The organism is Arthrobacter sp. TMN-50, from assembly GCF_054511125.1.
This window is the reverse complement of record NZ_JBTNDG010000006.1, coordinates 28,603-55,103: the sequence shown is the minus strand read 5'-3', so window position 1 is coordinate 55,103 and position 26,501 is coordinate 28,603. Positions and strand designations below refer to the sequence as shown.

At 62.9% G+C, this 26,501-nt stretch carries 19 protein-coding genes; 8 read left to right on the top strand and 11 right to left on the bottom strand.

Features of this window, described 5'->3' with window-relative positions:
- Window positions 1-24 precede the first annotated feature (24 nt).
- On the top strand, window positions 25-1,776 hold the full coding sequence (locus tag ACX80A_RS09305; RefSeq protein WP_459259422.1) for a phospho-sugar mutase: 1,752 nt from the start codon (window positions 25-27) through the stop codon (window positions 1,774-1,776).
- Between the two features lie 73 nt (window positions 1,777-1,849).
- Window positions 1,850-2,131 carry a hypothetical protein gene (locus ACX80A_RS09300; RefSeq protein ID WP_459259421.1) on the top strand — a complete coding sequence of 94 codons (282 nt, stop codon included), beginning with the start codon at window positions 1,850-1,852 and terminating at the stop codon, window positions 2,129-2,131.
- Window positions 2,132-2,241: 110 nt separating this feature from the next.
- On the opposite strand, the gene ACX80A_RS09295 is transcribed toward ACX80A_RS09300, so the two are convergent.
- The 4 genes from ACX80A_RS09295 to mfd form a co-directional block, all read right to left on the bottom strand.
- Window positions 2,242-3,120 carry an aldehyde dehydrogenase family protein gene (locus ACX80A_RS09295; RefSeq protein WP_459259420.1) on the bottom strand — a complete coding sequence of 293 codons (879 nt, stop codon included), beginning with the start codon at window positions 3,118-3,120 and terminating at the stop codon, window positions 2,242-2,244.
- The gene (locus ACX80A_RS09290) at window positions 3,117-4,613 is read right to left on the bottom strand and encodes an aldehyde dehydrogenase family protein (protein WP_459259419.1); all 1,497 of its coding nucleotides are present in this window, start codon (window positions 4,611-4,613) and stop codon (window positions 3,117-3,119) included. The genes ACX80A_RS09295 and ACX80A_RS09290 overlap by 4 nt, the downstream gene beginning before the upstream one ends.
- Window positions 4,614-4,622: 9 nt before the next feature.
- Entirely contained in the window at window positions 4,623-5,642 is a 1,020-nt protein-coding gene (gene deoC / locus ACX80A_RS09285; protein WP_459259418.1) for a deoxyribose-phosphate aldolase, read from the bottom strand.
- 177 nt (window positions 5,643-5,819) lie between these two features.
- A complete protein-coding gene (gene mfd / locus ACX80A_RS09280) occupies window positions 5,820-9,449 on the bottom strand; it encodes a transcription-repair coupling factor (RefSeq protein ID WP_459259417.1) in 3,630 nt (1,209 codons plus the stop codon).
- 223 nt (window positions 9,450-9,672) lie between these two features.
- Between mfd and ACX80A_RS09275 the strand changes: the two genes are divergently transcribed.
- The 3 genes from ACX80A_RS09275 to nhaA are packed head-to-tail and all read left to right on the top strand — an operon-like array spanning window position 9,673 to window position 11,779.
- The gene (locus tag ACX80A_RS09275; protein ID WP_459259521.1) at window positions 9,673-10,176 is read left to right on the top strand and encodes a DUF2505 domain-containing protein; all 504 of its coding nucleotides are present in this window, start codon (window positions 9,673-9,675) and stop codon (window positions 10,174-10,176) included.
- A 10-nt stretch (window positions 10,177-10,186) separates the two neighbouring features.
- On the top strand, window positions 10,187-10,408 hold the full coding sequence (locus ACX80A_RS09270) for an SCO4848 family membrane protein (protein ID WP_459259416.1): 222 nt from the start codon (window positions 10,187-10,189) through the stop codon (window positions 10,406-10,408).
- 18 nt (window positions 10,409-10,426) lie between these two features.
- The gene (gene nhaA / locus ACX80A_RS09265) at window positions 10,427-11,779 is read left to right on the top strand and encodes a Na+/H+ antiporter NhaA (protein WP_459259415.1); all 1,353 of its coding nucleotides are present in this window, start codon (window positions 10,427-10,429) and stop codon (window positions 11,777-11,779) included.
- A gap of 24 nt (window positions 11,780-11,803) precedes the next feature.
- Here the strand turns inward: nhaA and sufU are convergent, their stop codons facing one another.
- From sufU to ACX80A_RS09235, 6 genes are all read right to left on the bottom strand, one after another.
- Window positions 11,804-12,256 carry a Fe-S cluster assembly sulfur transfer protein SufU gene (gene sufU, locus ACX80A_RS09260; protein WP_459259414.1) on the bottom strand — a complete coding sequence of 151 codons (453 nt, stop codon included), beginning with the start codon at window positions 12,254-12,256 and terminating at the stop codon, window positions 11,804-11,806.
- Window positions 12,256-13,554: a SufS family cysteine desulfurase gene (locus ACX80A_RS09255; RefSeq protein WP_459259413.1), complete on the bottom strand. Its 1,299-nt coding sequence runs from the start codon at window positions 13,552-13,554 to the stop codon at window positions 12,256-12,258. Before ACX80A_RS09255 ends, sufU begins: the two co-directional genes overlap by 1 nt.
- A 176-nt stretch (window positions 13,555-13,730) precedes the next feature.
- Window positions 13,731-15,401 carry a hypothetical protein gene (locus tag ACX80A_RS09250; RefSeq protein WP_459259412.1) on the bottom strand — a complete coding sequence of 557 codons (1,671 nt, stop codon included), beginning with the start codon at window positions 15,399-15,401 and terminating at the stop codon, window positions 13,731-13,733.
- A 341-nt stretch (window positions 15,402-15,742) separates the two neighbouring features.
- Window positions 15,743-17,014: a glycerophosphodiester phosphodiesterase gene (locus ACX80A_RS09245; RefSeq protein WP_459259411.1), complete on the bottom strand. Its 1,272-nt coding sequence runs from the start codon at window positions 17,012-17,014 to the stop codon at window positions 15,743-15,745.
- A 183-nt stretch (window positions 17,015-17,197) separates the two neighbouring features.
- On the bottom strand, window positions 17,198-18,529 hold the full coding sequence (locus tag ACX80A_RS09240; RefSeq protein WP_459259410.1) for a hypothetical protein: 1,332 nt from the start codon (window positions 18,527-18,529) through the stop codon (window positions 17,198-17,200).
- Between the two features lie 39 nt (window positions 18,530-18,568).
- Entirely contained in the window at window positions 18,569-19,999 is a 1,431-nt protein-coding gene (locus tag ACX80A_RS09235; RefSeq protein WP_459259409.1) for a tyrosine-protein kinase domain-containing protein, read from the bottom strand.
- A gap of 229 nt (window positions 20,000-20,228) precedes the next feature.
- On the opposite strand from ACX80A_RS09235, the gene ACX80A_RS09230 reads away from it, so the two are divergent.
- From ACX80A_RS09230 to ACX80A_RS09220, 3 genes are read left to right on the top strand one after another with little or no spacing between them, the layout of a single operon-like run.
- Window positions 20,229-21,383, top strand: a complete 1,155-nt coding sequence (locus tag ACX80A_RS09230) for a glycosyltransferase family 4 protein (protein ID WP_459259408.1) — start codon at window positions 20,229-20,231, stop codon at window positions 21,381-21,383.
- A complete protein-coding gene (locus ACX80A_RS09225) occupies window positions 21,380-22,876 on the top strand; it encodes a lipopolysaccharide biosynthesis protein (protein WP_459259407.1) in 1,497 nt (498 codons plus the stop codon). Before ACX80A_RS09230 ends, ACX80A_RS09225 begins: the two co-directional genes overlap by 4 nt.
- Window positions 22,877-22,904: 28 nt before the next feature.
- On the top strand, window positions 22,905-23,858 hold the full coding sequence (locus ACX80A_RS09220) for a glycosyltransferase family 2 protein (RefSeq protein ID WP_459259406.1): 954 nt from the start codon (window positions 22,905-22,907) through the stop codon (window positions 23,856-23,858).
- Here the strand turns inward: ACX80A_RS09220 and ACX80A_RS09215 are convergent.
- Window positions 23,855-26,494 (bottom strand): PKD domain-containing protein, encoded by a 2,640-nt coding sequence (locus ACX80A_RS09215; RefSeq protein ID WP_459259405.1) that lies wholly within the window; start codon window positions 26,492-26,494, stop codon window positions 23,855-23,857. The genes ACX80A_RS09220 and ACX80A_RS09215 overlap by 4 nt on opposite strands.
- Between the last annotated feature and the right edge of the window lie 7 nt (window positions 26,495-26,501).

Here is a 26,501-nt window from a genome sequence, read left to right as displayed (position 1 = left end):
CCAGACCAAAGGTAAGTTGAAGTCATGACGAACGCCGACCACGAGTCCCTCCTCGCGACTGCCCGGGGCTGGGCGGCCGAGGATCCGGATCCGCAGACCGCTGCGGAACTGGAGGCGCTGCTTGAGCAGATCAACGGCGAAACCAACCGCGCCGCCGCGATCCAGGAACTACAGGACCGATTCAGCGGACCCCTACTGTTCGGCACCGCAGGGCTGCGCGCTGCCCTGGGCGCCGGCCCGAACCGGATGAACCGGGTGGTGGTGCGTCGCGCCGCCGCCGGTGTCGCAGCCCATGTGCTTGGCGTCGCCAGCGGGGGCTACGTGCCGCGCGCCGTCGTCGGCTTCGATGCACGCCACAACTCACGCAGCTTCGCTGAAGAGACTGCCGCAGTCTTCACCGCGGCCGGCATCCAGACCTTCCTGATGCCCAGCGAGCTCCCCACCCCGGTGCTCGCCTACGCGGTCCGCGCCCTGGAGTGTGAGGTGGGCGTCATGGTCACCGCCAGCCACAACCCGCCGCAGGATAACGGGTACAAGGTCTACCTTGGTGGCCGGGCCGTTGACGCTGATGGCCGCGGCGCCCAAATCGTCGCACCACAGGACACCGAGATCGCCGCCCGCATCGCAGCAGTCGGGCCGCTGGACGGCATCGTCCTCGCACCCCGTGGCTGGAGTGTGCTCCCCGCCACCATCGCCAAGGACTACGTGACCTCGGTGATCGCCCTGGTGGACCGTAGCCGGTTCCCGGCGCGCGACCTCTCAATCGTTCTGACCCCGATGCACGGGGTGGGCGGCAGGACCGCCCAGGAGGTCCTGGGCGCCGCGGGCTTCGGAACCGTCCACGTCGTCGCCGAGCAAGCCGAGCCGGATCCCGACTTTCCCACTGTCGATTTCCCCAACCCTGAGGAACCGGGGGCGCTTGACCTTGCGCTGGCCGCGGCGGCAGACCTGGACGCCGACCTGGTGCTCGCCAATGATCCCGACGCCGACCGGGTCGCCGTCGCAGCAAAGGACCCAGCAACCGGCGAATGGCGGATGCTCCGTGGGGATGAAACCGGCGCCCTGCTGGGTCAGCACCTCGCGGCGCGACGGGCCCACCGGGTTGACGCACAGGGTGCCGAAGCACACGGGGCGGGAACCGTCTTCGCCAACTCGATTGTTTCCTCCCGGCTGCTGGCCCGCGTCGCCGCCACCGCCGGCGTCGCCCACACCGAAACCCTCACCGGGTTCAAGTGGATTTCCCGTGTCCCGTCGCTGGCCTACGGCTACGAGGAAGCTCTGGGTTACTGTGTAGCCCCGGATCTGGTCCGCGACAAGGACGGCATTTCGGCCGGCCTGCTGATGGCCGAACTCGCCGCAGCGACCAAAGCCGAGGGCCGCACCCTCTTCGACTTGCTCGACGACCTGTCCCTGGTGCACGGACTGCACGCCGGGGACCAGCTCTCGGTCAGGGTCGGCAGCCTGGGCCTGCTCGGGGCCATGATGAACCGGCTGCGGGAAAATCCGCCGCAGTCCTTCGCCGACTCGGCCGTCGACGTCGTCCAGGACCTTTTACTGGGCCACGCCGGGTTGCCACCCACCGATGGGTTGCTCTACCTGACCCGTGACGACACCCGGGTAATCATCCGCCCCAGCGGCACTGAGCCGAAGCTGAAGTGCTATCTGGAGGTGGTGGAACCGGTGGAGTCCGCCGCCGGGCTCAACGACGCGAAGGTGACCGCCCGCGCCCGGCTGGATGCGGTCCTGCGCGATGTGGAAGAATCGCTGGGACTCTGACCGCTGCGCCGGACGGCGGCGAATCCAGTTATGGTTGAGTCAGTAACGTTCTGTACATTCTCGAGGAGACTCCATGTCACACCCAGCGACTTCGGCACCCGCAGAGCGGTCCGCTCAGCGCAAGCAGCCCACCCACTCCGGTGAGGGGCATCTGGCCAGCAACATCGTCACGTTCGCCGTGATGATGGTGCTGTTCCTCGGATCGATTTTCTCGTTGACCTTCTTCGACCAGCAGAACGTCTGGGCCTTCGCTGCCTGCCTAGTCCTCTTCTTCCTGGCATTCTGGATCCCGCAAACCATCCTCGGCCGCTCCGACACCGGTCCTGACCTCGCCGAGGGCGACCGTAAGGCCTAGGCGGCACCTAAACGTACGGCTTCTGCCCACGAAAAAGCGGCGGGCCCGCAGGCGAGTGGTTGCCTTACCACTCCTCTGCAGGTCCGCCGCTTTTCTGCGCGTGGGACGGCCTAGAGCAGGCCCTTCGTGTGCCAGACGGTCTTCGTTTCGGTGAAGAAGGTGATCCGGTCGATCGAGGGGGCTCCGGCGTCGGGCCCGCTCTCGGGTGGGAGAACCCGTTTCATGGTCTCCGCTGCGGCGATCTGCAGGTCAACCCACTCGAGGCTTTCCGCGCCGAGCAGGTCCAGCGCGTTGACGTCGGCGTGCGATGCCAACCAGGGGGCGATCTCCGCCGGGGACCCGCTGAGGATATTCACCACGCCCGCGGGGACGTCCGAGGTGGCGAGAACTTCACCGAGGCTCAGGGCCGCAAGCGGTGCGCGTTCGTTGCCGAGCACGACCACCGTGTTGCCGCTGACCAGCACCGGCGCGACCGCACGGACGAATCCGAGCAGCGAGCCGGGGCCCTGCGGTGCGATGACCGCGACGACGCCGGTGGGCTCGGGGGTGGACAGGTTGAAGTACGGGCCGGAGACCGGGTTGGCGTTCCCTGCAACCTGCACGTATTTGTCGGCCCAGCCTGCGTACCAGACCCACAGGTCGATGGCCTCGTCCACCTGGGCGGCCGCGGCGGTAGCCGTGACCCCCTCGGAGGCGGCAATTTCATCGGCGAACTGGGCGCGGCGCCCGTCGAGGACCTCGGCGATCCGGTACAGTACCTGGCCGCGGTTGTACCCGGAGGTCCCGGCCCAGCCGCTGACTGCGGCGCGGGCGGCGGTAACGGCGTCGCGCGCGTCCTTGCGTGAGCCCTTCGCGGCGTTGACCGTGTTCAGCATGGGCCCACCCTTCGTTGTTGCTACCTCGTACACCCGGCCGGACTCGCTGCGGACAAACTTCCCGCCGATGTAGAGCTTGTAGGTTTTCGGCACCCCCAGGCGTGCAGCACTCATTTGGAGCCTCCCAGGACGGTCTTGTTCATGATGGCTGAGACAACTGACGTGCGGGCTGCGGCCGGGGCCAGGTAGGCGCCCAGTCCATGGCGGCCGCCTTCCCGGCCGTAACCGGATTCCTTGTAGCCGCCGAACGGCGACGCCGGGTCGAACTTGTTGAACGTGTTCGCCCAGATCACCCCGGCGCGCAGCTTGTCGGCGACGGCGAGCACCCGGCTGCCCTTGTCCGACCAGATCCCTGCCGAGAGACCGTACGGCGTGTTGTTGGCCTTGGCGATCGCCTCGGCCGGGGTGCGGAAGGTCAGGATGGACAGTACCGGCCCGAAGATCTCGTCACGGGCGATGCGGTGGCTGGTCGACACGTTGGTGAAGATGGTGGGCGGGAACCAGAAGCCCTGCTGTGGCAGGTCGCCGACCGGGCTCCACCGTTCGGCGCCCTCCTGCTCCCCGACGTCGGAGAGCTCGCGCATCCGGCCTAGCTGGGCGGCCGAGTTGATGGCACCGATGTCGGTGTTCTTGTCGAGGGGATCGCCGACCCGCAGGGTCGACATGCGGGCCTTGAGCCGCGCCACTACCTCGTCATGCACGGATTCCTGGACCAGCAGCCGCGATCCGGCGCAGCAGACCTGGCCCTGGTTGAAGAAGATCCCGTTGACGATGCCTTCGATGGCCTGGTCGATGGGGGCGTCGTCGAACACGATGTTCGCACCCTTGCCACCCAGTTCCAGAGTGAGCTTCTTCCCGGTTCCCGCCGTCGAGCGGGCAATGGACCGGCCGACGGCGGTGGAACCGGTGAAGGCCACCTTGTTCACGTCCGGGTGGTTCACCAGTGCTGAGCCGGTCGCGCCGGCACCGGTGACGATGTTGACGACGCCCGCGGGCAGGTCGGCCTGCTGCAGGATCTCAGCGAACAGCATGGCGGTCAGGGACGTGGTCTCAGCGGGCTTGAGGACCACCGTGTTGCCCGCAGCCAGGGCCGGGGCGATCTTCCACGCCAGCATCAGCAACGGGAAGTTCCACGGGATCACCTGGGCTGCGACGCCCAGCGAGCGGGGGTTCGGGCCCAGTCCGGCGTGGTCGAGCTTGTCAGCCCAGCCCGCGTAGTAGAAGAACCAGGCGGCGACCAGGGGCACGTCGACGTCGCGGCTTTCCTTGATCGGTTTGCCGTTGTCAAGGGTTTCAGCGACAGCGAGCTCACGGGAGCGTTCCTGGATCAGCCGCGCGATGCGGAACAGGTACTTGCCCCGGTCAGCGCCCGAGAGCTTCGACCAGGTCTTCTCGTAGGCGCGCCGGGCGGCGGCGACGGCGGTGTCGACGTCGGCCTCGTTGGCGCACGAGATGGTGGTGATGGCCTGTTCGGTGGCCGGGGAGATGGTGGTGAAGGACTCCCCGTTACCGGGAACGAACTCACCGTCGATGAACAGGCCATACTCGCTTTTGAGGTCCAGGATGGCTGTGGACTCCGGGGCCGGTGCGTATTCGAGAAAAGTCATGGGTTGTCCTTAGTCGATCGTGACGTAGGCAGGGCCGGAATAGCTGCCGCTGGTGAGCTTCTGACGCTGCAGGAGCACGTCATTGAGGAGGCTGGAGGCACCGAAGCGGAACAGGTCCGGCGTCAGCCAGTCCTCCCCCACCGTTTCGGCGACAGTGACCAGGTACTTGATGGCATCCTTCGAGGTGCGGATACCGCCGGCCGGCTTCACCCCGATTTTCTCCCCGGTGAGCCGGTGCCAGTCACGGACCACTTCGAGCATGGAAAGCGTCACCGGGAGGGTTGCCGCGGGGGCCACCTTGCCGGTGGAGGTCTTGATGAAGTCGCCGCCGGCCAGGATGGATAGCCACGAGGCACGCCGGATGTTGTCGTACGTATTCAGTTCACCGGTCTCGAGGATCACTTTCAGATGCGCGTACGAACCGTCAGGGCGGCGGCAGGCTTCCTTGACCGCAACAATCTCGTCGAACACCAGACCATAGCGGCCGGACAGGAACGCACCACGGTCAATGACCATGTCGATCTCGTCGGCGCCCGCAGCGACAGCGTCGGCGGTGTCGGAGAGCTTCACCGACCGGGACGACCGCCCGGACGGGAAAGCGGTGGCCACCGCAGCCACGTTGATACGGCCCAGCGCGCCGTCGTCGTGCGCTGGGCCCAGCGCCTCCACAGCCTGGGGCACCAGATCGCCGTACACGCACACCGCAGCTACGCGGGGGGTGGTGAGATCAGCGGCGTCGGGGACCAACGCTTTCGCGACGAGCGACCTGACCTTGCCCGGCGTATCAGACCCCTCAAGGGTGGTCAGGTCGATCAACGAGATGATTTTATCCAGTGCCCAGGCCTTCGAGGTGGTCTTGATCGACCGGGTTCCCAGCGACGCCGCCCGTGCTTCGAGGCCGACGGCGTCAACGCCGGCGATGCCTTCAAGGTAACGTTTCAGGGCCTTCTCGGTGAGGTCCCCGCCGATCACTTCCAATGCCCGGGACGCAGGAGCAATGGCGGTGCTCCTGGTGGCAATAGCTTCCATCGTTGAGTGTTCTCCGTACTTCGATTCGGTGCCATGCGGGACGGTTCCCACAGCGCGGGTCGCGGTCCGCGGCTTCGCAACTGGCGGCTGGTTTCCGGGGGCTGTAGGACAGGGGGTCGTACCCGCAGGGTCGCGTTCGACTTTACCACCGCGCCCCTCCCGCAGGAATGCGCTGCTTCAGTCCGTGAAGATGGCATCCACCACGTTCTGGGCCCAGGTGAGAATGTCCGCATCTGCAAGATCCCGCCCGCCCACCGGCGACGATTTGGGTTTCGGAATCAGGGCAGCGTTCAGGGCAGGCTTCAGCGAGGCTCCCGGATACATGCGCTTGAGCCGCATTTCCTTCGATTCCGGCAGCACGGCCGGGGCGAACTTGATGAAGTTTCCCTGCAGCGCCACGTCGGTCAGGCCGGCTGCCCGCGCCGCAACCCTGAACCGGGCGACAGCGATCAGGTTGACCGCCGGCGCCGGCGGCTCCCCATAGCGGTCGTTGAGCTCTTCGACCACGCCGTCGATCGCCTCAACGGTGAGGGCCGACGCCAGCTTGCGGTAGGCCTCCAGACGGAGCCGCTCCCCCGGCACGTAGTCGTGGGGAAGGTGTGCGTTGACCGGCAGCTCAATCTTCATTTCCGCTGCCTTTTCCTCTGCCTCCCCACGAAAATCAGCCACCGCCTCCCCGACCAGCCTGATGTACAGGTCGAAGCCCACCCCCTGGATGTGGCCCGACTGCTCACCGCCGAGCATGTTCCCGGCGCCACGGATTTCAAGGTCCTTCATGGCCAGCTGCATACCCGCGCCAAGCTCGTTGTGCGAGGCGACCGCCTTGAGCCGCTCCAGGGCGACCTCGCCGAGCGGCTTCTCCGACGGATAGAGGAAGTAGGCGTAGGCCCGCTCCCGGCCGCGGCCCACCCGGCCGCGGAGCTGGTGCAGCTGGGACAGGCCATAGTTGTCGGCCCGGTCGACGATCAGCGTGTTGGCGTTGGAGATGTCCAGGCCGGTCTCGATGATGGTGGTGCACACGAGCACGTCGAAGCGTTTTTCCCAGAAGTCGACAATGATCTGCTCCAGCCGGGACTCGCTCATCTGGCCGTGGGCAACGGCGACACGGGCCTCGGGCACCAGTTCCTTGAGGTGCGCCGCGGTCCGGTCGATCGATGACACGCGGTTGTGGACGAAGAACACCTGGCCCTCGCGCATCAGCTCCCGTCGCACCGCCGCCGAGGTCTGCTTGTCCGTGTACGGGCCGACGTAGGTGAGTACCGGGTGCCGTTCCTCCGGCGGGGTGGCGAGTGTCGAGGTTTCCCGGATGCCGGTCAGTGACATCTCCAGGGTGCGCGGAATGGGCGTCGCGCTCATGGCGAGGACATCCACATTGGTGCGCATCTTCTTCAGCGCCTCCTTGTGCTCCACCCCAAAGCGCTGTTCCTCGTCAACGATCACCAGGCCCAGATCCTTGAACTGCACCTGGTTGGAGAGCAGCCGGTGGGTGCCGATGACGACGTCGACGGCACCCGAGGCGATCCCATCAGTGGTTTCCCGGGATTCCTTGGCACTCTGGAACCGGGAGAGGGGTTTGACCCGCACCGGGAAGCCGGAAAACCGTTCGGAAAAGGTTTCATTGTGCTGCTGCACGAGCAGGGTGGTGGGCACCAGGACGGCCACCTGCTTGCCGTCCTGGACGGCCTTGAATGCTGCCCGCACGGCGATCTCGGTTTTTCCGTAGCCGACGTCGCCCGACACCAGGCGGTCCATCGGCACTTCCCGCTCCATGTCGGCTTTGACCTCGTTGATGGTGGTCAGCTGGTCCGGGGTCTCGATATAGGGGAACGCTTCTTCGAGTTCGCGCTGCCACGGCGTATCAGCCGAGAAGGCGAAGCCGCGCGACGCCATCCGCGCGGAGTACAGCCGGATCAGCTCTCCGGCGATCTCCTTGACCGCCTTGCGCGCCTTGGATTTGGTGCTGGCCCAGTCGGAGCCGCCCATCTTGCTCAGGGCTGGGGCGTCGCCGCCAACGTAGCGGGTCACCTGGTCCAACTGGTCGGTCGGCACGAACAGGCGATCCCCGGGCGCGCCACGCTTGGAGGGAGCGTATTCGAGCAGGAGGTACTCGCGGATGGTCTTGGTGGGTCCAGCGCCGGTGGCACGCTGCAGCAGCTCGACGAACCTCGCGACGCCGTGCTGTTCGTGCACCACATAGTCGCCTTCGCGCAGTTGCAGCGGGTCCACTGCGTTCCGGCGTTTGGATGGCATCTTGCGCATGTCGCGGGTGCCTGACGCGGTGGTCCGGCCCAGCAGGTCCGCCTCGGTCAGCAACCCCAGCTTGAGCGAGTCCAGCACAAATCCCCGGCCCGCCGAGGCGGTGGTGATCTCGATGATTCCAGGTTGCGGTGGTGAGTCGAGGGAGTCCACCCGGGCCGCCGGAATGTCGTGGTCGTGGAACAGTTCGGCCAGCCGTGCTGCCGGGCCGGGGCCCTCGGTGGCAACGACCACCCGCCACTGGTCCCTGACCCGCTTCCCCAGGAACTCCATCATTTCCGCCACATCGCCCTGGTAACCGCGTGGCTCGCGGGCGTGAACGGTGAACGTGTCAATCTCGGGCAGCAGGTCCTGCAACGAATCGTCGGAGCCGAAGGAGGTGATGGACCACCAGGCGACGTCGTTGGCCAGGGCCGCCGACCGGGTGTCGGTCAGGGACCTGAAGCTGGCCGTCTGCAGGTCGGCGCCCAGCGTCCCACCCAGGTCCAGGGGCGCCGCGCCGCCGTCGGACGCTGTCGCCCAGGCCGCCTCAAGGAACTCCTCGTTGGTGGCGGCGAGGTCGTGGGCGCGGGTCCGCACCTTCTCGGGTTCGATGACGACGGCGATCGACCCGGCGGGCAGCTCCCCCAGCAGCGGCACCATGGAGTCCACCAGGACCGGGGCCAGCGATTCCATCCCTTCCACGGCAATGCCGCCCGCGATCTTCTCCAGCATGGCTGCGGCCGCCGGCAGGTCGGGTTTCAGGAGGGCTGCCCGCGACATCACCGATGGGGTGATAAGGATTTCGCGGCACGGCGGCGCGAATAACGCCACCGGACCGCTGTCCTCCTCACGCGCCAGTGAGCGCTGGTCGGCGACGGCGAACCAGCGCATCGCCTCCACCTCGTCACCGAAAAACTCGACCCGGATGGGGTGGTCCTCGGTGGGTGGGAACACGTCGAGGATCCCGCCGCGGACGGCGAACTCGCCGCGGTGAGTGACCATGTCCACCCGCGCGTAGGCGGCGTCGGACAGGGCGCGCACCACATCGGAAAACGCAGCGTCCTGGCCCACCGTCAGCGTGACCGGCAGCAGTTCGCCGAGGCCGGCGACGAGGGGCTGCACCACCGCGCGGATCGGCGCGACGACAATCCGCACGGGCCTGCCCTCGGGGTGTGCCAGGCGGCGGAGCACCGAGAGCCGCCGACCCACCGTGTCCGACCGGGGGGACAACCGTTCGTGCGGCAGCGTTTCCCAGCTGGGAAACTCCTCAATGTCCGACGCCGGCAGGTAGCTCCCGAGCGCGGCGGCCAGGTCCTCTGCCTCGCGGCCGGTGGCGGTCACGGCCAGCACCACGGGAACCCGGTTGCCCTCACCGCTGCTGGCCCGTTCGCTGCCACCTGCGGCGGGCAGGCCATCAACCATTTCGGCCAGCAGTGCTGCGCGCAGCCCAGCGGGGGCTCCGATCTGCAAATCAGTGTTGCGTTCCGGCACACGCGTCGACGCGTTGATGCGCACCCGGGCGAAGGAGGAGTCTTCGCCGAGGGCGACACGCAGTCCGTTCAGGCTCAATGGTTCTCCTACAGGATCCGTCGGTCCCGGCGAAACGCCTGACCCGAGGTCAACAGATGTCGTCAGCACAAAAATTCTCAACACAAAAGCCCGAAATTCTGTCGAATCCCGGGTGCTCTCCCAGCCTACCCTGCACCACCTCCGCGGTCAGCTTCACCGTCCTGCCCTAGGATGGGTGGGACGCAAACCGCATATCACCCCCGCTTTCCACCCCGGAGGAACCTTGGCCCTGAACGCTTCAACCACCCTTCCCTACGACGCCGCCACTGTTACCGGTGTCTTCACCGACGAGGCCTTCCTCAAGCACGTCAGTGAGCGGGTCGGGGGCACCCTGAAATCCGTCACCGTCGACGGCGACACCTCGGGGCCCTTCACCCTCACCGCCGTCAGGACACTCCCCACCAGCCGCCTTCCGGACATGGTGCGTAAGTTTGTCGGCGACAGCCTCTCCGTCACACAGACCGAGCAGTGGACGGCTCCCCTACCCGACGGTTCGCGCGTGGCCAGGGTGGCCATGACGGTTGCCGGTGTGCCGGTCACTGTCGACGCCGAACAACGCCTCGTTGCCGCCGGAACGGACACCCGGGTCGAACTGACCGGCACGGTGAGCTCGTCCATCCCGTTCATGGGGTCGAAAATCGCCTCGGCCGCCGAGCCCATGATCGGGAAGGCCCTGAACCTTCAGGCCAGCGAAGCACGCAAGTGGCTCGAAAGCCACCAGGCCTAGGGGGTCACTCGTGTCGCTTCCCACCCCCCTGGCCCTGATCCTGATCCTGGCCGGCGCCTGGACCCTGATCGTGTGGCCGCCGTTTTTGCGGCGTGTTTTCAAGGATCCGCGCTCAAAGGATGAGTCAGGTGCACCCACCAGGTTCCTCAAGGTGCACTTCATGTTGATCACCACCTCGATGATCCTGGGTATCGCCACGCTGGTCATCGGCGTCCGCACCCTCATCGGCTAGAGCATCGGAAGGTCGTACGTGAGTCACCCCCAGGAAGGCCACCCCCAGAAAAGTGTTCTGGGCCGGTCGAGTTACCCCGAATACCTGAGAATCAACGAGATTCTCCGGAAAGAGACCGTTGGCGGCATTCTATTGCTCATCGCAGCAGTTGCTGCGCTGGTCTGGGCCAACTCCCCGGCGTCCGCCAGTTATTTCGCCATCCGCGACTTTGAGTTCGGGTACGAGCCGTGGCACCTTCGACTAAGCGTCGGCGCCTGGGCCGCTGACGGGCTGCTGGCTATCTTCTTCTTCCTGGTGGGCCTGGAGCTCAAGCGCGAATTTGTGGCCGGCGACCTCAGGAAACTGAGCAGGGCCGTGGTTCCGGTGACGGCCGCCGCGGGTGGCGTGATGGTCCCCGCACTATTCTACGTGGCGGTCAACCTGTCCTCCCCGGAGTCGCTGAGGGGGTGGGCCATCCCCACGGCAACCGACATCGCGTTCGCCCTCGCAGTCCTCGCAGTCATCAGCTCCCACCTTCCCAGCGCGCTGCGAATTTTCCTGCTCACCCTCGCCGTGGTCGATGACCTCATCGCCATCGGCATTATCGCCTTTTTCTACTCCGAGGACGTCGAGTTTACCTACCTGCTGTGGATGCTGCTGCCCCTGGCCCTGTTCGGGTTCCTCGCCCAGAAGAACCCCAAATTTTTCGGCCGCCACATTCCGGCCGCCTGGCTGATCCTGCTGCCCATTGGCGTTGCCGTCTGGATCCTGATGCACGCCTCGGGCGTCCATGCGACCGTGGCTGGGGTTTTGCTCGGCTTCCTGGTTCCGGTGCTACGTAAGGGTAGGGACGGCACCGTCAAACTGCCTCGACCGAACAAACCTGGTCTGGCTGAGATCTTCGAACACCGGTTCCGTCCCCTGTCCACCGGCTTTGCCGTGCCGGTGTTCGCCTTCTTCTCCGCGGGGGTGGAGATCGGCGGCGTCGACGGCCTGGTGTCGGCCCTCGGCGACACCGTGACTCTCGGCATTCTCGCCGGGCTGATCCTGGGCAAGCCCATCGGGATCCTGCTGACCACCTTCGTCCTGACCAAAACCACCCGGGCAAGTCTTGACCCGGATCTGCGGTGGATTGATCTCCTGGGGGTTGGGCTGCTGGCGGGCGTCGGTTTTACCGTGTCGCTGCTCGTCAACGACCTCAGCTTCGCGCAGGGCTCATCCCAAAACGACCATGCGAAGGTGGCCATCCTCGGCGCGTCGCTGGTCTCCGCATTGATCGCATCGATCATCCTGCGCAGCCGCAACAAGCACTACCGCGCCGTACTGGAGGCCGAGAAGGTGGACGCCGACGACGACGGCGTCCCCGACCTGTTCGAGGACCGAAACCACTGACCGGTGCTACCGGGCAGCCCACGCCTATTTGTTGGCGGCGAGGAGCGCTTCCTCAAGCGCCACCCAGGCCAGCATGGCGCATTTGATTCGCGCCGGGTAGCGGGAAACCCCGGCGAGTGCTGCTGCGTCACCCAGCACTTCTTCGTCGGCGGCGACCTTCCCGCGTGATCGCATCACGGTCCGAAATTCGTCCACCAAATGCATCGCCTCGTCGCGGGCCAAGCCGAGGAGGAGATCGGTCATCACCGACGCCGACGACATCGAGATGGCGCAGCCCGCGCCCTCCCAGCTGACACTGGTGAGGGTTCCATCGGAAAGTACGGCCCGCAGGGTTATCTCGTCTCCGCACACCGGGTTGAGCTGGTGCGACTCGCCGAGCGTGCCGACACCGTCGTGCTCGAGTAAGCCGGCACCGTGCCGCTCCCTGGCGTGATCGAGGATGATCTGTTGGTAGAGCTGCTGCAGGGCATCGGACATTACTTCACTCCAAAGAACGGGCGGACGCCGGCGACGGCCGCCAGGAAGGCAGCCACCTCGTCGCTGGTGTTGTACAGGTAGGTGCTGGCGCGGGTGGTCGCCGTCAGACCGAGCCGACGATGCAACGGCTGAGCGCAGTGGTGGCCCACCCGTACGGCGATGCCCTGGTGATCCAGGTACTGCCCGACGTCGTGGGCATGGACGCCGTCAACGTCGAACGCGGCCAAACCAATTCTTTTCACTTCCGCCGCGGGGCCAAGGACCCTGATCCCGGGCACTTGGCTCAAGCCATCGACCAGTTGTTTGCCCAGCGTCTCCTCCCACTCCTGGATCCGCTGCATGCCAGTTTCGGTGAGGTAGTTCGCGGCAGCTGCCAGGGCAATCGCCTGGGAGATACGCTGGGTGCCGGCTTCGAACCGTGCGGGAGCGGGGAGATACTCGGCGCGCTCCATGGTGACCGTAGTAATCATGGAGCCGCCGGTCAGGAAGGGAGGCATGGCGTTGAGCAACTCGGCTCGACCGTAGAGAGCTCCTATTCCGGTGGGTCCCAGCATTTTGTGACCGGAGAACGCCATGAAGTCGACGCCGAGTGTCTGGACGTCTACGGGGAGGTGCGGGACCGACTGGCATGCATCGAGAACGGTCAGCGCTCCGTGCTCCCGCGCCAGGGCGACCAGCTCGGCGACCGGATTGATGGTGCCAAGCACATTGGAGGCATGGCTGAATGCGACGACTGCTGTGGCTGGGCCGATGATGGTGGCCGCCTCGTCGAGCCGGAGCGCGCCGTCGTCGTCCACCGGAATCCAGCGGAGCGTCGCGCCGGTGCGCGCAGCCAGTTCCTGCCAGGGAATCAGATTGGCGTGATGTTCCATCTCGGTGACAACAATTTCGTCCCCCGGACCGAGGACAAACCGTTGGGCGGCCGCCCCTCCCCGCCCTACGGAGGCGTTGGAAAAGGCGTAGGCCACCAGGTTCAATGCCTCGGTGGCGTTCGACGTCCACACAATTTCCTGCGGCGATGAACCGATGAACGCGGCGATTGTTTCCCGTGCGGCCTCGTACGCGTCGGTGGCATCGACAGCCAGCGTGTGGGCTCCGCGGTGCACTGCAGAATTGCGTTGTTCGTAGAATTCCTGCTCCGCCTCCAGCACCGTCAGCGGGTTCTGCGAGGTGGCACCACTATCCAGGTAGATCAGTGGCAGCGAGTTGACCTGGGTGTTCAGGATGGGGAAATCGTTGCGGATCCGCCTCACTTCAGTGTCGGTCAACGGGTGATGCGGAGCGGACGGTATGGACAAGCGGGCTCTCCTCGGTTGTGGCGGGGCACCTACACTCTACGCGCCCGGGATGCCCTGTGGCCCACCGCCTGCAGGTCAGGTCCGTACCGACCCGAACACCCGACCACCATTCGACAGGTGTTCGGGTGTTCGGGTGTTGGCTTGTCACCGTCGGACGATGTCTGCGCGATAGCTGGTCAGTGCGCCCAGGTGTAAGGCACCGGCGTAACAGCATCGTCGAGAACAACGGTCGGTGCAGTCTTGATCGTGTTGTCATTTGAGGACCGGTAGCTATGTGGGGTCAATACGAGCATTCTCTTACCCTTGCCGATCGGACCGGACTGGCTCCCGCTGATCCATTCGTCGGTGATTGCTCCGATGATGGTCAGCTTCCCGTCCCCTGTGTTCGACATGAAGTTCACGTGCCGGCGGGTGTACGAGCTGTGCATGACCGGCTGGTGATGCACAATATTGAAGCTCTCCTCATGGTTGATTCCCGTGACATTGCGGATCGACTGAAGATTCCAGGTCTGAGCACTATTCGACCGCCAGAAGGTAGGCATGCCAACTTTCGAATCATGGGTGATGACGTCGTAGAGCCTCGCCCGGTCATGGTTGTTATAACCAATCGGAGACGCACCCACAATCGCACCCCTAACCCGTGATGCGAAGGTATTCCCGGTCCATCGGTAACCGTCGATCTCAACGTTCCGCGTCACCGAATCACTGCCGCGCCACCAGTTCAATCCGAAGGTTTCGCCTGGCGGGGTTCCGGCGTCACCGGGCACACCGGTGATGAGAATATCCTTGACGACGGTTCCCGGCGATGACTGACCTACCATTATTCCGTTGTACAGATGGCCTTGCTCGGTGCCCTGCAACCAAAAATTTGAGAGTACCTGACCCTGTCCGTCGTTCATCCGCATCAGGTAAAGCTGGTTCGTCTGTCCGCTCCCCTGCGCTGGCACAGTGGAGGCAAAACTGGAGGTGTTCGCCTTCATCCTGATAATAGTGTTGCGGCCTTCACCGACGATGCCCTTCACTGCCGGCGGGACACGAATTGCCGCCGATGGATCGCGAAAGTTGGATACTTCGAATACACCTGCAGGTAGTTTCAGGATTTTCCCCGCAAGTTCAGGTTTTGCCAGGACTGTATTGATGTTTTCCCCGGGGTCCGCGACGCTTGCCCAGGTCACCCAGTTATTTGCGGGAGCAGGAGCTGGCGCAGGAGCGGGGGCGGGCGCCGGAGCGGGGACGGGAGCTGGCGCAGGAGCGGGGACGGGTGCCGGAGCGGGGACGGGTGCGGGAGCAGGCGCCGGGCTCGTGCCTGGGGAAGTCACCCAAAATTTCGCCCCTTCGTCAGTCCAGCCGTTCTGCGCTAGCTCAGAGCGTTCCGCGGCAGTCGTCGCAAATCGGTGCACGTCGCCCTTGAGGTAACGGTGCACCGCCACTCCGCAATCCAAAGCGGTCGTCGCGGCGTAAAATTCGAGGTTTTGGCTTTCGTATCCATGAACGCTTTGGGCGTTCTCGTACTCTCCGATACCTGGCGTATCCGGTATCCACACGAAGTTTCCCTCCCGATACATCCGGTAAACAGGATGGAGCCCTTCGGCCGCTGCTGACGCTGCTTTAAACGCCACACCCGTGTCCAAGGTGAATCCGAAGGTTTGTTTGGCCGCTGCGATTTCGTCGGCAGATGCGCTCAGGAGCGTCGCGCCGCTGTCGGGGTTGATACTCCTCAGTATTCCCTGCGCCATGGCTTGGCAGGATGCCGAATCGACCGGTGCCGAATATGCTGCGGTACCGGTCACGGGGAGAAGCGAAAGGGCGAGCAATGAGCCGAGTGAACGTGTTGTAAATTTCCTCATAGAGGGTCCTATTGTTAGATGCGATGAATGGCAGGAGCCTATTAGCAATCTCTCCTGCATTCCTGGCAACTAAGCCCAGCTCTTAGTTTGAGCGCGCGCCCATGCCATCTAGCTGGCATAAGGACTGACACCCTGAATTTCCCGGACCTGATCCGGATTGTGCGCTGCTAACTTGCTCACGACAAAGATCAAACAGCACTCAGGATTTTCCTCGTTCTCACACCGAACTGTGAAAACTTCCCATATCCTGACGTGTCCGCGTAAAGAGTTCCAGCAACAACTGGCGACCATGCTATCACGGAACAATAAAGCGCCCCGCATCCGCCGCGTCAAAGCCGGAATCAGGTGACCGATATGCCACGGAACTCCACCGGCGGATAGTCATAATAATTGCGGCAGAGGGAGAAGTATCCTCCGCGGTAGACGTCAGTAGCCACCGTCATGGTGCGTTCCTGAACATCCAATCGGGCACACTGAATGGTCTGGTCCGAGACGTCTATTCGGAAGCTCATCCATTCCCCGACAACGGGAGGCGCGGTAGTCATGCGACCCAGCTCGTAGCCGTTTATTTCATTAGCTACGCGCCCAAATATGACTAGCTCCCCATCCCCGCGGACCACCAGGTGATACCCACCCGACGCAGAAACTTCGCGCACTCGGTACACCGAGTCATCCCGTTGCCCGAACGCCAGCCCGGCGTGGTCCCCGTCGCGAGGCAACGAATCGGGCCACCGCATTTCGAAGCTGATGCTGTAGCCGGACGCCGGGACCGGACAGAGGGACCCCATGCAGTAGCTTGCCTTGTCACTGTGCGACAGCAGTATCGACGATCCCGAACTGATGATTTCCGGTTGGTGCGTCCAGGCAAGTGCCCATGGAAGGTCACCAGGGGCTCGCAGTCCGGTGGCAAAAACATCGGCTGAAGCCTGCGCGGTCGCCGTTGTGACATACGGAATATTCGAGCACATCATCCCCCGCACACCCAGGTCAGTCAGTCGATCCCGCTGCGAACGCGTATGTACCTCCCAGACAATTACGGGCGTGCCAGTTTGCACCAACTTTGTAATGAGGTCGTTGGGGGCTGAGTGATGAATCCCGAGAAGGTCGTGCCGTTGGGCGAGGCCCTGGAGGTTTTCTGTTGCGACGACGTCGAAGTCCTCGTTGGTCAGATACCCCCACGTTCGGTATCCCCGCCGGGTAACCTCGGGGGGTACTTCGGCTAATGCGGGCTGCTTCCACACGAAATGCTGGTTAGGCTGCGGATAGCTATCCATCAGATCGAGCAACGCCGTGGAGTTCTTGGCTTGTTTGTCTTCAACAAAAATGACTGAGTGGGCCGCATGGGTATTTAGGACATCTCGCAACCGTGGAATTGGGAGCAGAAGGCTTTTGTCTCCGAGCCATTGGCGTGCGTCGTTCAGGAGCCCGGCCAGCTCTTCATAGGTGGTATCAGCGATAACCCGGTCAATGCCAGTCAGTCGGAGCGTATTGAGATCGTGATGACACACTAGCTGGTGGTCGGCCGTAGCGCTAAGCGATACTTCAATTGCCTTGGCTCCTGAAGCTACTGCCTGCTGATAGGCCTCCATGGTGTGCTCGGGCCAGTTATCCATTGATCCTCGGTGCGCAACATAGAACACCTCATCGGCTAATAGATCGTCGACTGTATGGATCGGACGCGACATTTGACCAGGTGAAGGAACGGAACATCCCGCGAGTACAAGTCCTCCGGATGCGCCAATGATGAACTGTCGTCTTGACAGCGACGCCGACATGTATGGCACGCCTCCCATTCCCTATCGTCCGATCCAACGCGCCCCCGAATCGACACTGGGCTTGGGTTTCACCCAGCTCCTGGCGGCGAACCCTCTGAATCGGTGAATCTGACCCGGCTGGGCAGTCCTCCGCTCGGCAGCAATCACCGTCATTGCAACGATAGTCCACACAATGATGCCAGCCACTGACCGGGTTGCGAGGCCGCTGTACGAATGAGGAATCAGCACCACGATCAAGCCGGCGATGGTTAACCCAGGCACCGCGTGCCGACTCCGGTATGCCACCACGATATAGAGCAGGGTGCCGAAGTACAGCACGGCGAACACGATTCCGATATCTACCGCATACATCAGTAACGAACTTTCGAAACTGGTTTGGAGGCCAGCATATTCGGATGCCTCGTAACTCGAAGTAACCCCCTGACCAGTGAAGAGGTAGCGATCCCAGTCGCGAAGGAAAATGCCGTACGCCCTATTCCGGGCCTCGGTGGAACCGGTATCGTCCGAGACCCGACCGAGTATTCCAAGTGCGAGCGGGGAGGCAAGCAGAAAGAAGAATCCAGTGCCGATGGCCGCCAGAACCACCGCTTTGGTTCGCCGACGATGGTGCGCAAACACAATGGCGTAGATGGCACCGGCGGATGCCACGACAATTCCGACACGCGACTGACTGATGAGCACCCCGGTCATGAACAAAGCCAACATTGGAATCGCAAGGTAGAGACTTCGAACTCCGGCAAGGAGCGGCATTAGGGTGCACAGCACGAGCGACAGTGCCAGGGGTTGATCGAATGTGCCCATCCACCGTTGGGTTTCCGGGTTGAACCAGAACTGGGTAAGAAAGCCCTCCTCATAAAAAATGACGTTTCCTTCGAACCATTGCCAGATAGCGATGCCGGTGACCACACTGGCGCACAGGAAGAGGAAGTTCCTAAGAGTGGTTGCAAAACCGTGGGTGGTGGCACCCGCTGCAAGGATAAGTAGGAAAATTATCGCGGGGGCAACCATTTGGTCGATGAACAGGACCATGCCGCCGCCACTTTGCATCGTTCGAGTCGTCAGAAAAGACACGGCGAAGATCAGCCCCAACACGAGGAACAAATAACTATGCCGGACAAGAGCCTGGCGGAGGGCTTGGGGGTTACTGCCCACCTGGATGACAAACACAGCGAAAGTCAGCCAGGTTGACGCGTGAAAGGTGAGGGGGCCGACGCGCTGCCCTGTGATGAGGTAGCTCCCCACCGTGGGTACGAAAAACCACAGCGCAATGACACAGAGGATCGCAGCGGCCGGGCGGGCGCGCAGCAGGAAAGCTGCCAGGAAGCAAAGACCTACCCACGCGAAAAGTTGCACTTCACTCCGCTCGCTAGAGTGTCGGACTCGTGCCCCAAATTATTGACTTTCAACATGCAGACCACGTTTTTCATCCCGGGCTGGGTCCTGTTGAGGACTGTTCTCGTTGTCAGACTCCGGCGTCTTCGGGGGGCTCTGCTCCGGGGACAGCCGATTCCTCAATCGCCTGTCGATGGGTACCGCGTTGAAGACGATTCCCAGGACCTTCGCACCTACCAGTTCAAGTGTTTCCGTGCCGGCCCTTAGGCTGTCGGGAGTCGAGGCCCCATACCTGGCCACGACGATGACGCCGTCGGACAGCGCGCATAGGGTTCTGGAGTCGGCAAAGGGCAGAAGCGGGGCACTATCAAGGATGATCAGATCAAACGCTTCCCTCGCCTGTCTCAGGACGGACTCCATCGCCTTACCGCTCAGGAGCTCGGACGCTCGGCCGGAGGCTGTGCCCGCGCACATAATCCAGAGGTCTTCCTGGGGACCGGCCTCAATAGCGGAGCTGAATTGGCTGCCACGCTGGAGAACTTCCGAAAGACCGTTTTCCTGGCTCATCCCTAAACGCTCCGCGAGTCGCGGGTTTCGCAGGTCGGCTTCAATAAGAAGTGTCCGGTAGCCTGCTTCTGCGCAGGCCACCGCAAGGTTGTAGGCAATTGACGACACGCCATGGCCCGTCTCCGTCGATGTCACCGCTATGGCACGCAGCGAATCTGCATCTGACCGGAAGTGAAGATTGGTTCGCAGGTTACGAAGCGCTTCGAACTGGAGTGAGTTCGTCGACGTGACACCGAGCTTCCTCACCTCGCTCTTCTTGGCCGCGGGGACGGTGGCTAGCAGCTTCAGCCCGCTGACGGTCTCAAGACCGGCCACGGAGCGTAATGCGTCGTCGGCACGGTGCCGGAAAATTACCACCCCCATTCCAATAGCAAGTCCGATGAGGATACCCAGCCCATAGTTAAGAGTTTCGCTAGGGGAAACGGGGTTGTCGTCCTGGGTTGGTCCCGCGACGACGTTCAACACAGTTTCCGCACCGTCAGGATTTCCCGCACTTTCGAGATCATTGACCAAACGATTGAAGTTGGTGGCAATCGAGGACGCGACAGCCAGTGCCTCGTCTTGCTCAACGCTTCTTACATTTGCAGTCAGAATGAGTGTCTCTGCATCACCATTCGCATTGATCATGTCGGTGACCGTCTCAACCGATTCGTCAACACCACTGGCTTTCGAAATCTGTTCCACAATCTTTTCGCTCGTTAACAGGCTGGCGTAGCCGACAATTCGCAGCCGGGCGAGTTCGTCCGCTTGAAGGGCCGATTGGCCCGTAGCGGTCGGTGCGAAGACATAGAACCTGACCGTGCTTTGGTACACGGGGACGGTAGCCAAAGTGATGGCCGCTGCGATGCCCGTGCAAATAACGACAGAAAGGAGAACGATCCACCAGCTCTTGCGGGCGGAGCGAGCGAGCGAGCTCTGAAGCATGTGGATACCTGTCTACATCAGGGGCATCGGAGCCAGCGCCCGAAGCTTCACCCGCTAGGGGTGAGTGGGTAAATCTCGCCCCTGACACGGAAGAACCGCCCGGAATTAGTTCTACTACACAACCGGTCGCCGCGTAACCCCATTGACAACACTGCATACAATCATTTCTAGTTACACGGAGTCGCTGGGAAGAGAGTATTTTTGGCAACTCCAGGACAGGGGGCGTGCGGTGAGAGGTCAGAAGTTGCGGGTGTTGGTGGCTCACCCGAGCAGTGAACTGTACGGCACCGACCGGGTGCTCCTCGAAAGCATCGATGGCTTTTTGGATCGGCACTGGACCGTGGCTGTCGCGCTTCCCGTTGATGGGCCACTCGTCCCGAAACTGCAGGACCGCGGGGTCGTGGTTTATCGTTGCAGCACACCAGTATTACGCAAAACCCTTTTATCGCCCCTGGGTCTGATTAAGCTTGCTATCGCCACCATGTCCGGTGCCGCTAAGGGTTTTCGAGTAATCAAAAAATTTAACCCTGACATCATTTACGTCAGTACGATAACTATTCCGCTGTGGCCCGTCTTAGGGCGTGTCAGCGGCCGACCCGTCCTTACCCACGTCCACGAGGCCGAGGGAAGCGCTCCGCGTTTCTTGCGGATGGCGCTCGCCGGACCGCTGGTGATTGCGAGTTCCATCGTGGCGAATAGTCGCTACAGCGCTGAGGTTCATGCGACGGCTGTCCCCTGGCTGAGGGGTAGGGCGGAGATTGTCTATAACGGTGTGCCGGAGCCGACCTCGACCGTGGCCGCACAAACGAATAATCCGCAGCCGCTCAGGGTGCTTTATGTCGGCCGGTTGTCTCACCGCAAAGGAGTCGATGTGCTGATCGACGCAGTCGGTGAGCTGCACCGGCGGGCAGTGCCAATAGTGTTGGACGTTGTTGGTGCCGTGTATCCCGGGTATGAGCCCTATGAGCAAAGCCTTCGGCAGAGCGTCGCGCGGCAGAGCCTCGAAGACATCGTGACCTTTCACGGGTTTCACACCGATGTTTCAGGCTTCAGGTCAGCTTCGGATGTTGCGGTCGTACCATCACGGCTCGACGAGCCCTTCGGCAACACTGCTGTGGAAACCCTCCTTGCTGGGCGACCACTCGTGGTGAGTGAAACGTCTGGGCTGAAGGAAGCGGCGGGGGGTTATCAGAGCACGCAGTTCATTCCGCCGGGCAACGCCGCGGAGCTGGCTGATGCCCTGCACCGGGTCATCCAGAACTGGGATTATTTTCGACGTGCGGCTGCCGATGATTCCCTGGCGGCCGCTGCGAAGCACAGTACTGGCGCGTACCGGCGCGCCCTGTCGGACGCCATCCAGCGGACTGCAGGCGCAACCGAGTGAAGGGGACCGACAGCGCCTCGCCTGCGGCGGAACCGAGGGACAGCGTTGATGGGGTATATCAGCAAAACAAGGCAGTGCACGGGGTTCGGTGGTCCCTACTAGCCGTGGTCGGACGGCAGGGCTTCCAGATTTTCGGCGCGCTGATCCTCGCTCGGATCCTCGGTCCGGCTAGCTACGGAATCATCAGCGTGGCAAGTATTTATGTAGTTCTGGTGACCCTCCTGCTGGATCAGGGGTTGTCGGCGGCGCTGGTGCAGCGACCGCAGCTCACCGCGCGGGCCCCAGGCGCTGTAGTGACGCTGAATATGGTGACCGCCGGTGTACTCGGCGTGTTGACGTGGCTCGCCGCTCCTGGGCTGGCAGGTTTCTTCTCGGTGCCAGAATTGATCCTGGTACTTCAGATTTTTGCCATCGCGCTCCCACTCAAAGCCCTCGGGATCGTGCCTCGGGCAGTGCTTTCCCGCGAGCTTCAGTTCCGCGGCATGGCCATGTCGGACGTCGCTGGTGCCGCAGTCGGCACCGTTTGCGGCGTCACGGCCGCTCTATTAGGGGCGGACTATTTCGCCGTCGTGTACCAGGTGATTGCCATGGATGTCGTCGCGGGGGTGGTTTTGCTGGTCGCGGCTAAGGGCCCGGTCCCAAATCTGCACCTGAAGGAGGTCCTTCCCCTGCTGCGTTTCAGTGTCGGGGTGTTCGGTGTCAATGCCCTCGCCTACTTCTCCCGCAATGTCGACAACATACTCGTGGGCCGCGTTTTTGGCGTTACGGCTCTGTCCTTGTACGGCATGGCCTACCGGGTGCTTGCGGTCCCGGTGATGCTTTTCGGTCAAACGGTCAACCGGGTGATGTTTCCGGTATTTTCGCGCACCTCCACTGATCGAGATTTGGTCGCAGGTAACCTCTTGAAATCTATGCACGTGCTTTCAATGCTGGTGGTCCCGATCATGGTCTTCACAGCCTGCGCCTCCCCCGTTCTTGTCCAGCTGGTACTGGGTGATGACTGGACGGAGGCTGCACCGCTGTTAAGCGTGCTTGCTATTGCGGGCGCACGGGAAACCATTTTCTTCATCGCTCCGTCACTCATGCGAGGCATGGGCAAGGCGGGCCTCAATCTGAAATACGAAATTCTCGCGACCATCGCTCAAGTGACCGGGATTGTCGTCGGCCTGCAGTTCGGCTTGCTCTGGGTCGCCGTCGGTTACGCGGCGGGTGGTTTTCTCCTCACCCCGGTGCTGCTTCTCATTCAATCGCGGCTGTGCGGAGCGGCCGTGAAGACTCAGCTCGCCACCATTTGGCCAGCGATACATTGCAGTTTCTGGGGCGCGTCAGCCTATTTGGGTATCAACCTCCTGCACCTGTCGGACGGACTTCAATTAATTGCAGGATTTATTGGATTTGTCCTCATGTGCGCTTTGATACTTGGCGTGTTCCATCGTCGGCGAACCCGGGTCTTCCTCTCGCGTCTGGTCACTCTAACGAATCTGCGCCGCTAGGCTCCGTGATTCCCCCAGAAAGGACACCATGGCAGACTCTGACGCAGACTCCGTCGTCATAGCGATATTGACGTACCGTAGGCCGGACGACCTCGCCGCTACTCTGCCTGAGCTCGTCTCACAGGCACGGTCTACCACCATCCCGGCAGCCGTCCTTGTGGTGGACAACGACCCTGATGCGGGTGCCCGCGAGCTGGTCCGCCAATATGACGGAGGTCTCGTACGCTATGTCCACGAACCTGAACCTGGCATCGCCGCAGCACGTAGCCGAGCCCTGAAGGAGGCGGCTGGCTTCAGTATGCTTGCGTTCATCGACGACGACGAGCGACCCACCCCTGGTTGGCTGACCCTTTTGCTGGAGGTTCAGCGCTCAAGCGGTGCAGCCGGCGTCGTCGGTCCGGTAATCTCCGAATACGCCCACCCACCCGAGCCGTGGATCACTGCCGGAGAATTCTTCCTCCGCCGCAGAATGCCTACGGGCACTGCCGTTGCCGTCGCGGCAACCAATAATTTGCTGCTGGATCTTAGACAGGTCCGAAAACTGGGGCTCGACTTCAACCGCGAGTTCGGTCTGCTGGGCGGCGAAGACACACTGTTCACCCGGCTCCTCCACCAGCAGGGTGGCAGGATGGTCTGGTGCGATGAAGCCATCGTCATGGACCGTGTACCCGTCCAACGGCTTACCCGCTCTTGGGTCCTACGCCGTGCGTTCAGCAGCGGTAACAGCTGGAGTCGGGTCAGCCTCGAACTGGTGACGGGCAGACGGTCCCACCGGTTCTACCGACGCCTGCAATTGTTTGCGGCCGGACTTCTCCGGCTTACCGGCGGGTGTGTGGGTTGTATTTTGGGGGTCGCGACCCGTTCAATGGCACATCGGGCGAGAGGACAGCGCACCATGGCACGGGGTGCGGGAATGATGTTGGGGGCGGCCGGTTACGTGTACCGGGAGTACCGGCGCGGGCAGCCGACCGCAACCCGTTAGGGCACCTGGTCGCTGATCAGGTTGTCGAATCTAACCAGCAGCGGCGCATTACCCGCACCACTCGACAGATAGGTAAAGAGTCCGATCCCACCCGAAGCCTGCAGGGCGGCAGTCGAATCCGTTGCCGTCACCAGCCAACCGGCCGGCTCGATGGCTCCTACCCGCCACACTTTCGCGCTGATGACAGTCGGGGATAGCCCAACAACACGCACCCGTACCTGCAACTGTTGACCTGCCGCATACTGGATGTCTGGAACGGGGCTGGAGGCTAGCGAAGTCTCGGTCCCTGCGGCGGTGCGGGTTGCCTCCAGCCGGAGGGCGCCGTTTGCGGAGATATGAACCTTCGCCTGGTACCGCGCCGATCCGCCGACCGTCCGTCCGGCAAGCCAGAGATAGGTGCCGCTACCCGTGCCCAGCTTCGACAGCGCCACCTGAACGCTGGTGTCGGCTCGGGTGGATAGGACAGCATTGAGGCTCGCCGACGGCCCTGCCCCAGCGCGATCAAGGTTCATGATTCCTTCCCCGTTTGCGACCGAAAAAAGAGAGGCCGAACCCCCAAGGGACCAGGCGCCGCCCTGGTCTGCTGCACCGAGACCCGACGCCACGTTCCGCGTAAACGTGTCTCGGGCGAGTGCTTCCTCGGGCGGTGGAGGATCCGTTGACACGGTTACCTGTCGTCCAACTGTTGCTGTCGCGGCGTCGTCGTCCGTCACCGTCAGCCCGACGGAGTAGGTGCCAGCCGCGCTGTAGGTGCGGGTTGCAGTGACCCCCGTTGCGGTGGTCCCGTCGCCGAAGTTCCAGGTGTACCCGGCGATAGTACCGTCCGGGTCGGTGGAACCGGACCCGTCGACGGTGATGGCGAGCCCATTGACGGTGTGCGTATATGCAGCGGTAGGCGACGCATTGGCTGGCGAGCCGCCGCCTACCGGCACGTTGACGCTGACGGTCCCCGATCCGACCGTGTTGCCGAACGGATCGCTGGCGAGAATGCGGTAGTTGTGGTTTCCTGCTGGCAGCCCAGTATCAGTGAATTCGACGAATGGGCGGTTCCAAAAGGTGGACTGTCGGACGCTGTGATGAACTGGCGCAGCAGTGTTGCCGTCGCGGATAACCCGATAGGAAAGGTTTTGATTGTCCCTATCCCAGTTTGTCTGCCATCGCACCCGCACCTCACCGGCACGCAAATAGGTTAGCGCCGGATTAGTGGGGGTGCCGGACACCCGTGGTCCATCAACGTTGGGAGCTATCCCAGGGACAGTAAACCGGACCAGCCCCTGTTGGGGCCTGCCATTGACGTTGCGGAACTCCCCGGCCATCGCCACGTATTGTTCAGTGCCAGTCACGGTCCAAGGTCCCTGTGACTGGCCCGTCACGGTGCCGGTATCCAGCTGTGGAAACCAGGTGAGCAGTTCGGGGGCGGGCTTACCCGTGAAGCTCGGATAACCGTAGATGTCGGCGGTAGCGGTTCGGGTTGCCGCTTTGGAAAAGGCGATCGCACGCCACCACGTCCGCGGTTCCGTCTGTGGGAATCCCCCGATGTTGCCACAGTAATGGGCATGACCTGCCGTATATACGGCGGTTGACGACGCCCACACTCCGTAAGTGTCCCCGTGGCAGTCTTCGACCCATTTGAGGTTACCGTCGGCCCAGTTTCCGGCGAAGGCGCCCTCTAGGTTTCCACCCGTTCCGAAGATGTAGCCGGTGCCGTAAAAACTGGTGCCGTCCGAGGACAGGGAGAGGATCGCCGAGTCGGTGCCAGCATTGCGGATAATGTTATTGACGCCCAGCGCCATGGAGGCACCGGTGGTTGCGTTTACCCGTCCCAAGCCGTAGCCGGGCCGGGACGAGCCGTTGAGGGTAGTGAAGGCCCCACCTACGACTACCGTAGACCGGTCCGGTGAGATGACCAGGGCGTTCACCCGCTCATTGGCGTTGGGATTCCACGGAAGAAGTGCCCCATCGGACGCCCGAACTGCAGCTAGCCGAGAGCGGGCAACCGACCCCACAGAGCCGAAGGTGCCGCCAAGATATACCGTGTCATTTGTTGCGGCGATCGCTCGAACCGAACCACCCATCCGTGGGTTGAAACTTGAGATCACGGATCCTGTGGCGGGGTTGAGTGCCACCGCCCGCAGCCGGGAGGTTCCGTTGACCGTGGTGAAATCGCCCCCAACGTAGATGCGGGATCCATCGGGCGCTGCGGAGATGGTCAGTGCCTGACCGTTGAGGTTCGGTGCAAATGATCCTAGTAATGCGCCCGTGGTCAGGTTGTAGGCGAGAATGTTGTTCCGCGAAACCGTGGACGTGTTGGGGGCGGCACCCGAAGGTCGCGCGGTGGTGAACCTTCCCGCCACGTAAACCACATTTCCAATGATTGCCTGCTGCCAGGCGACGCCGTTGATCTGCGCTGTCGGGAGGGCATCGGACGAGACGGTGACCGGAGTAGCGGGATTCTGCGGGTTCGCTGGCGCGGAATCCGCCTGAGCGGGACCGCCGACGACGGCGGCCGACAGGGCAAGTAGCACACATAAGACTGCCGCAATGGCGGCCTGACTGGTGAGCTTGACCTGAAACTTGAGTTGGGCGGCGACGGTGCGGAGGACCGTTTCCCCCCTTGACGGTGAGTGGTCGGTCATAATGGAA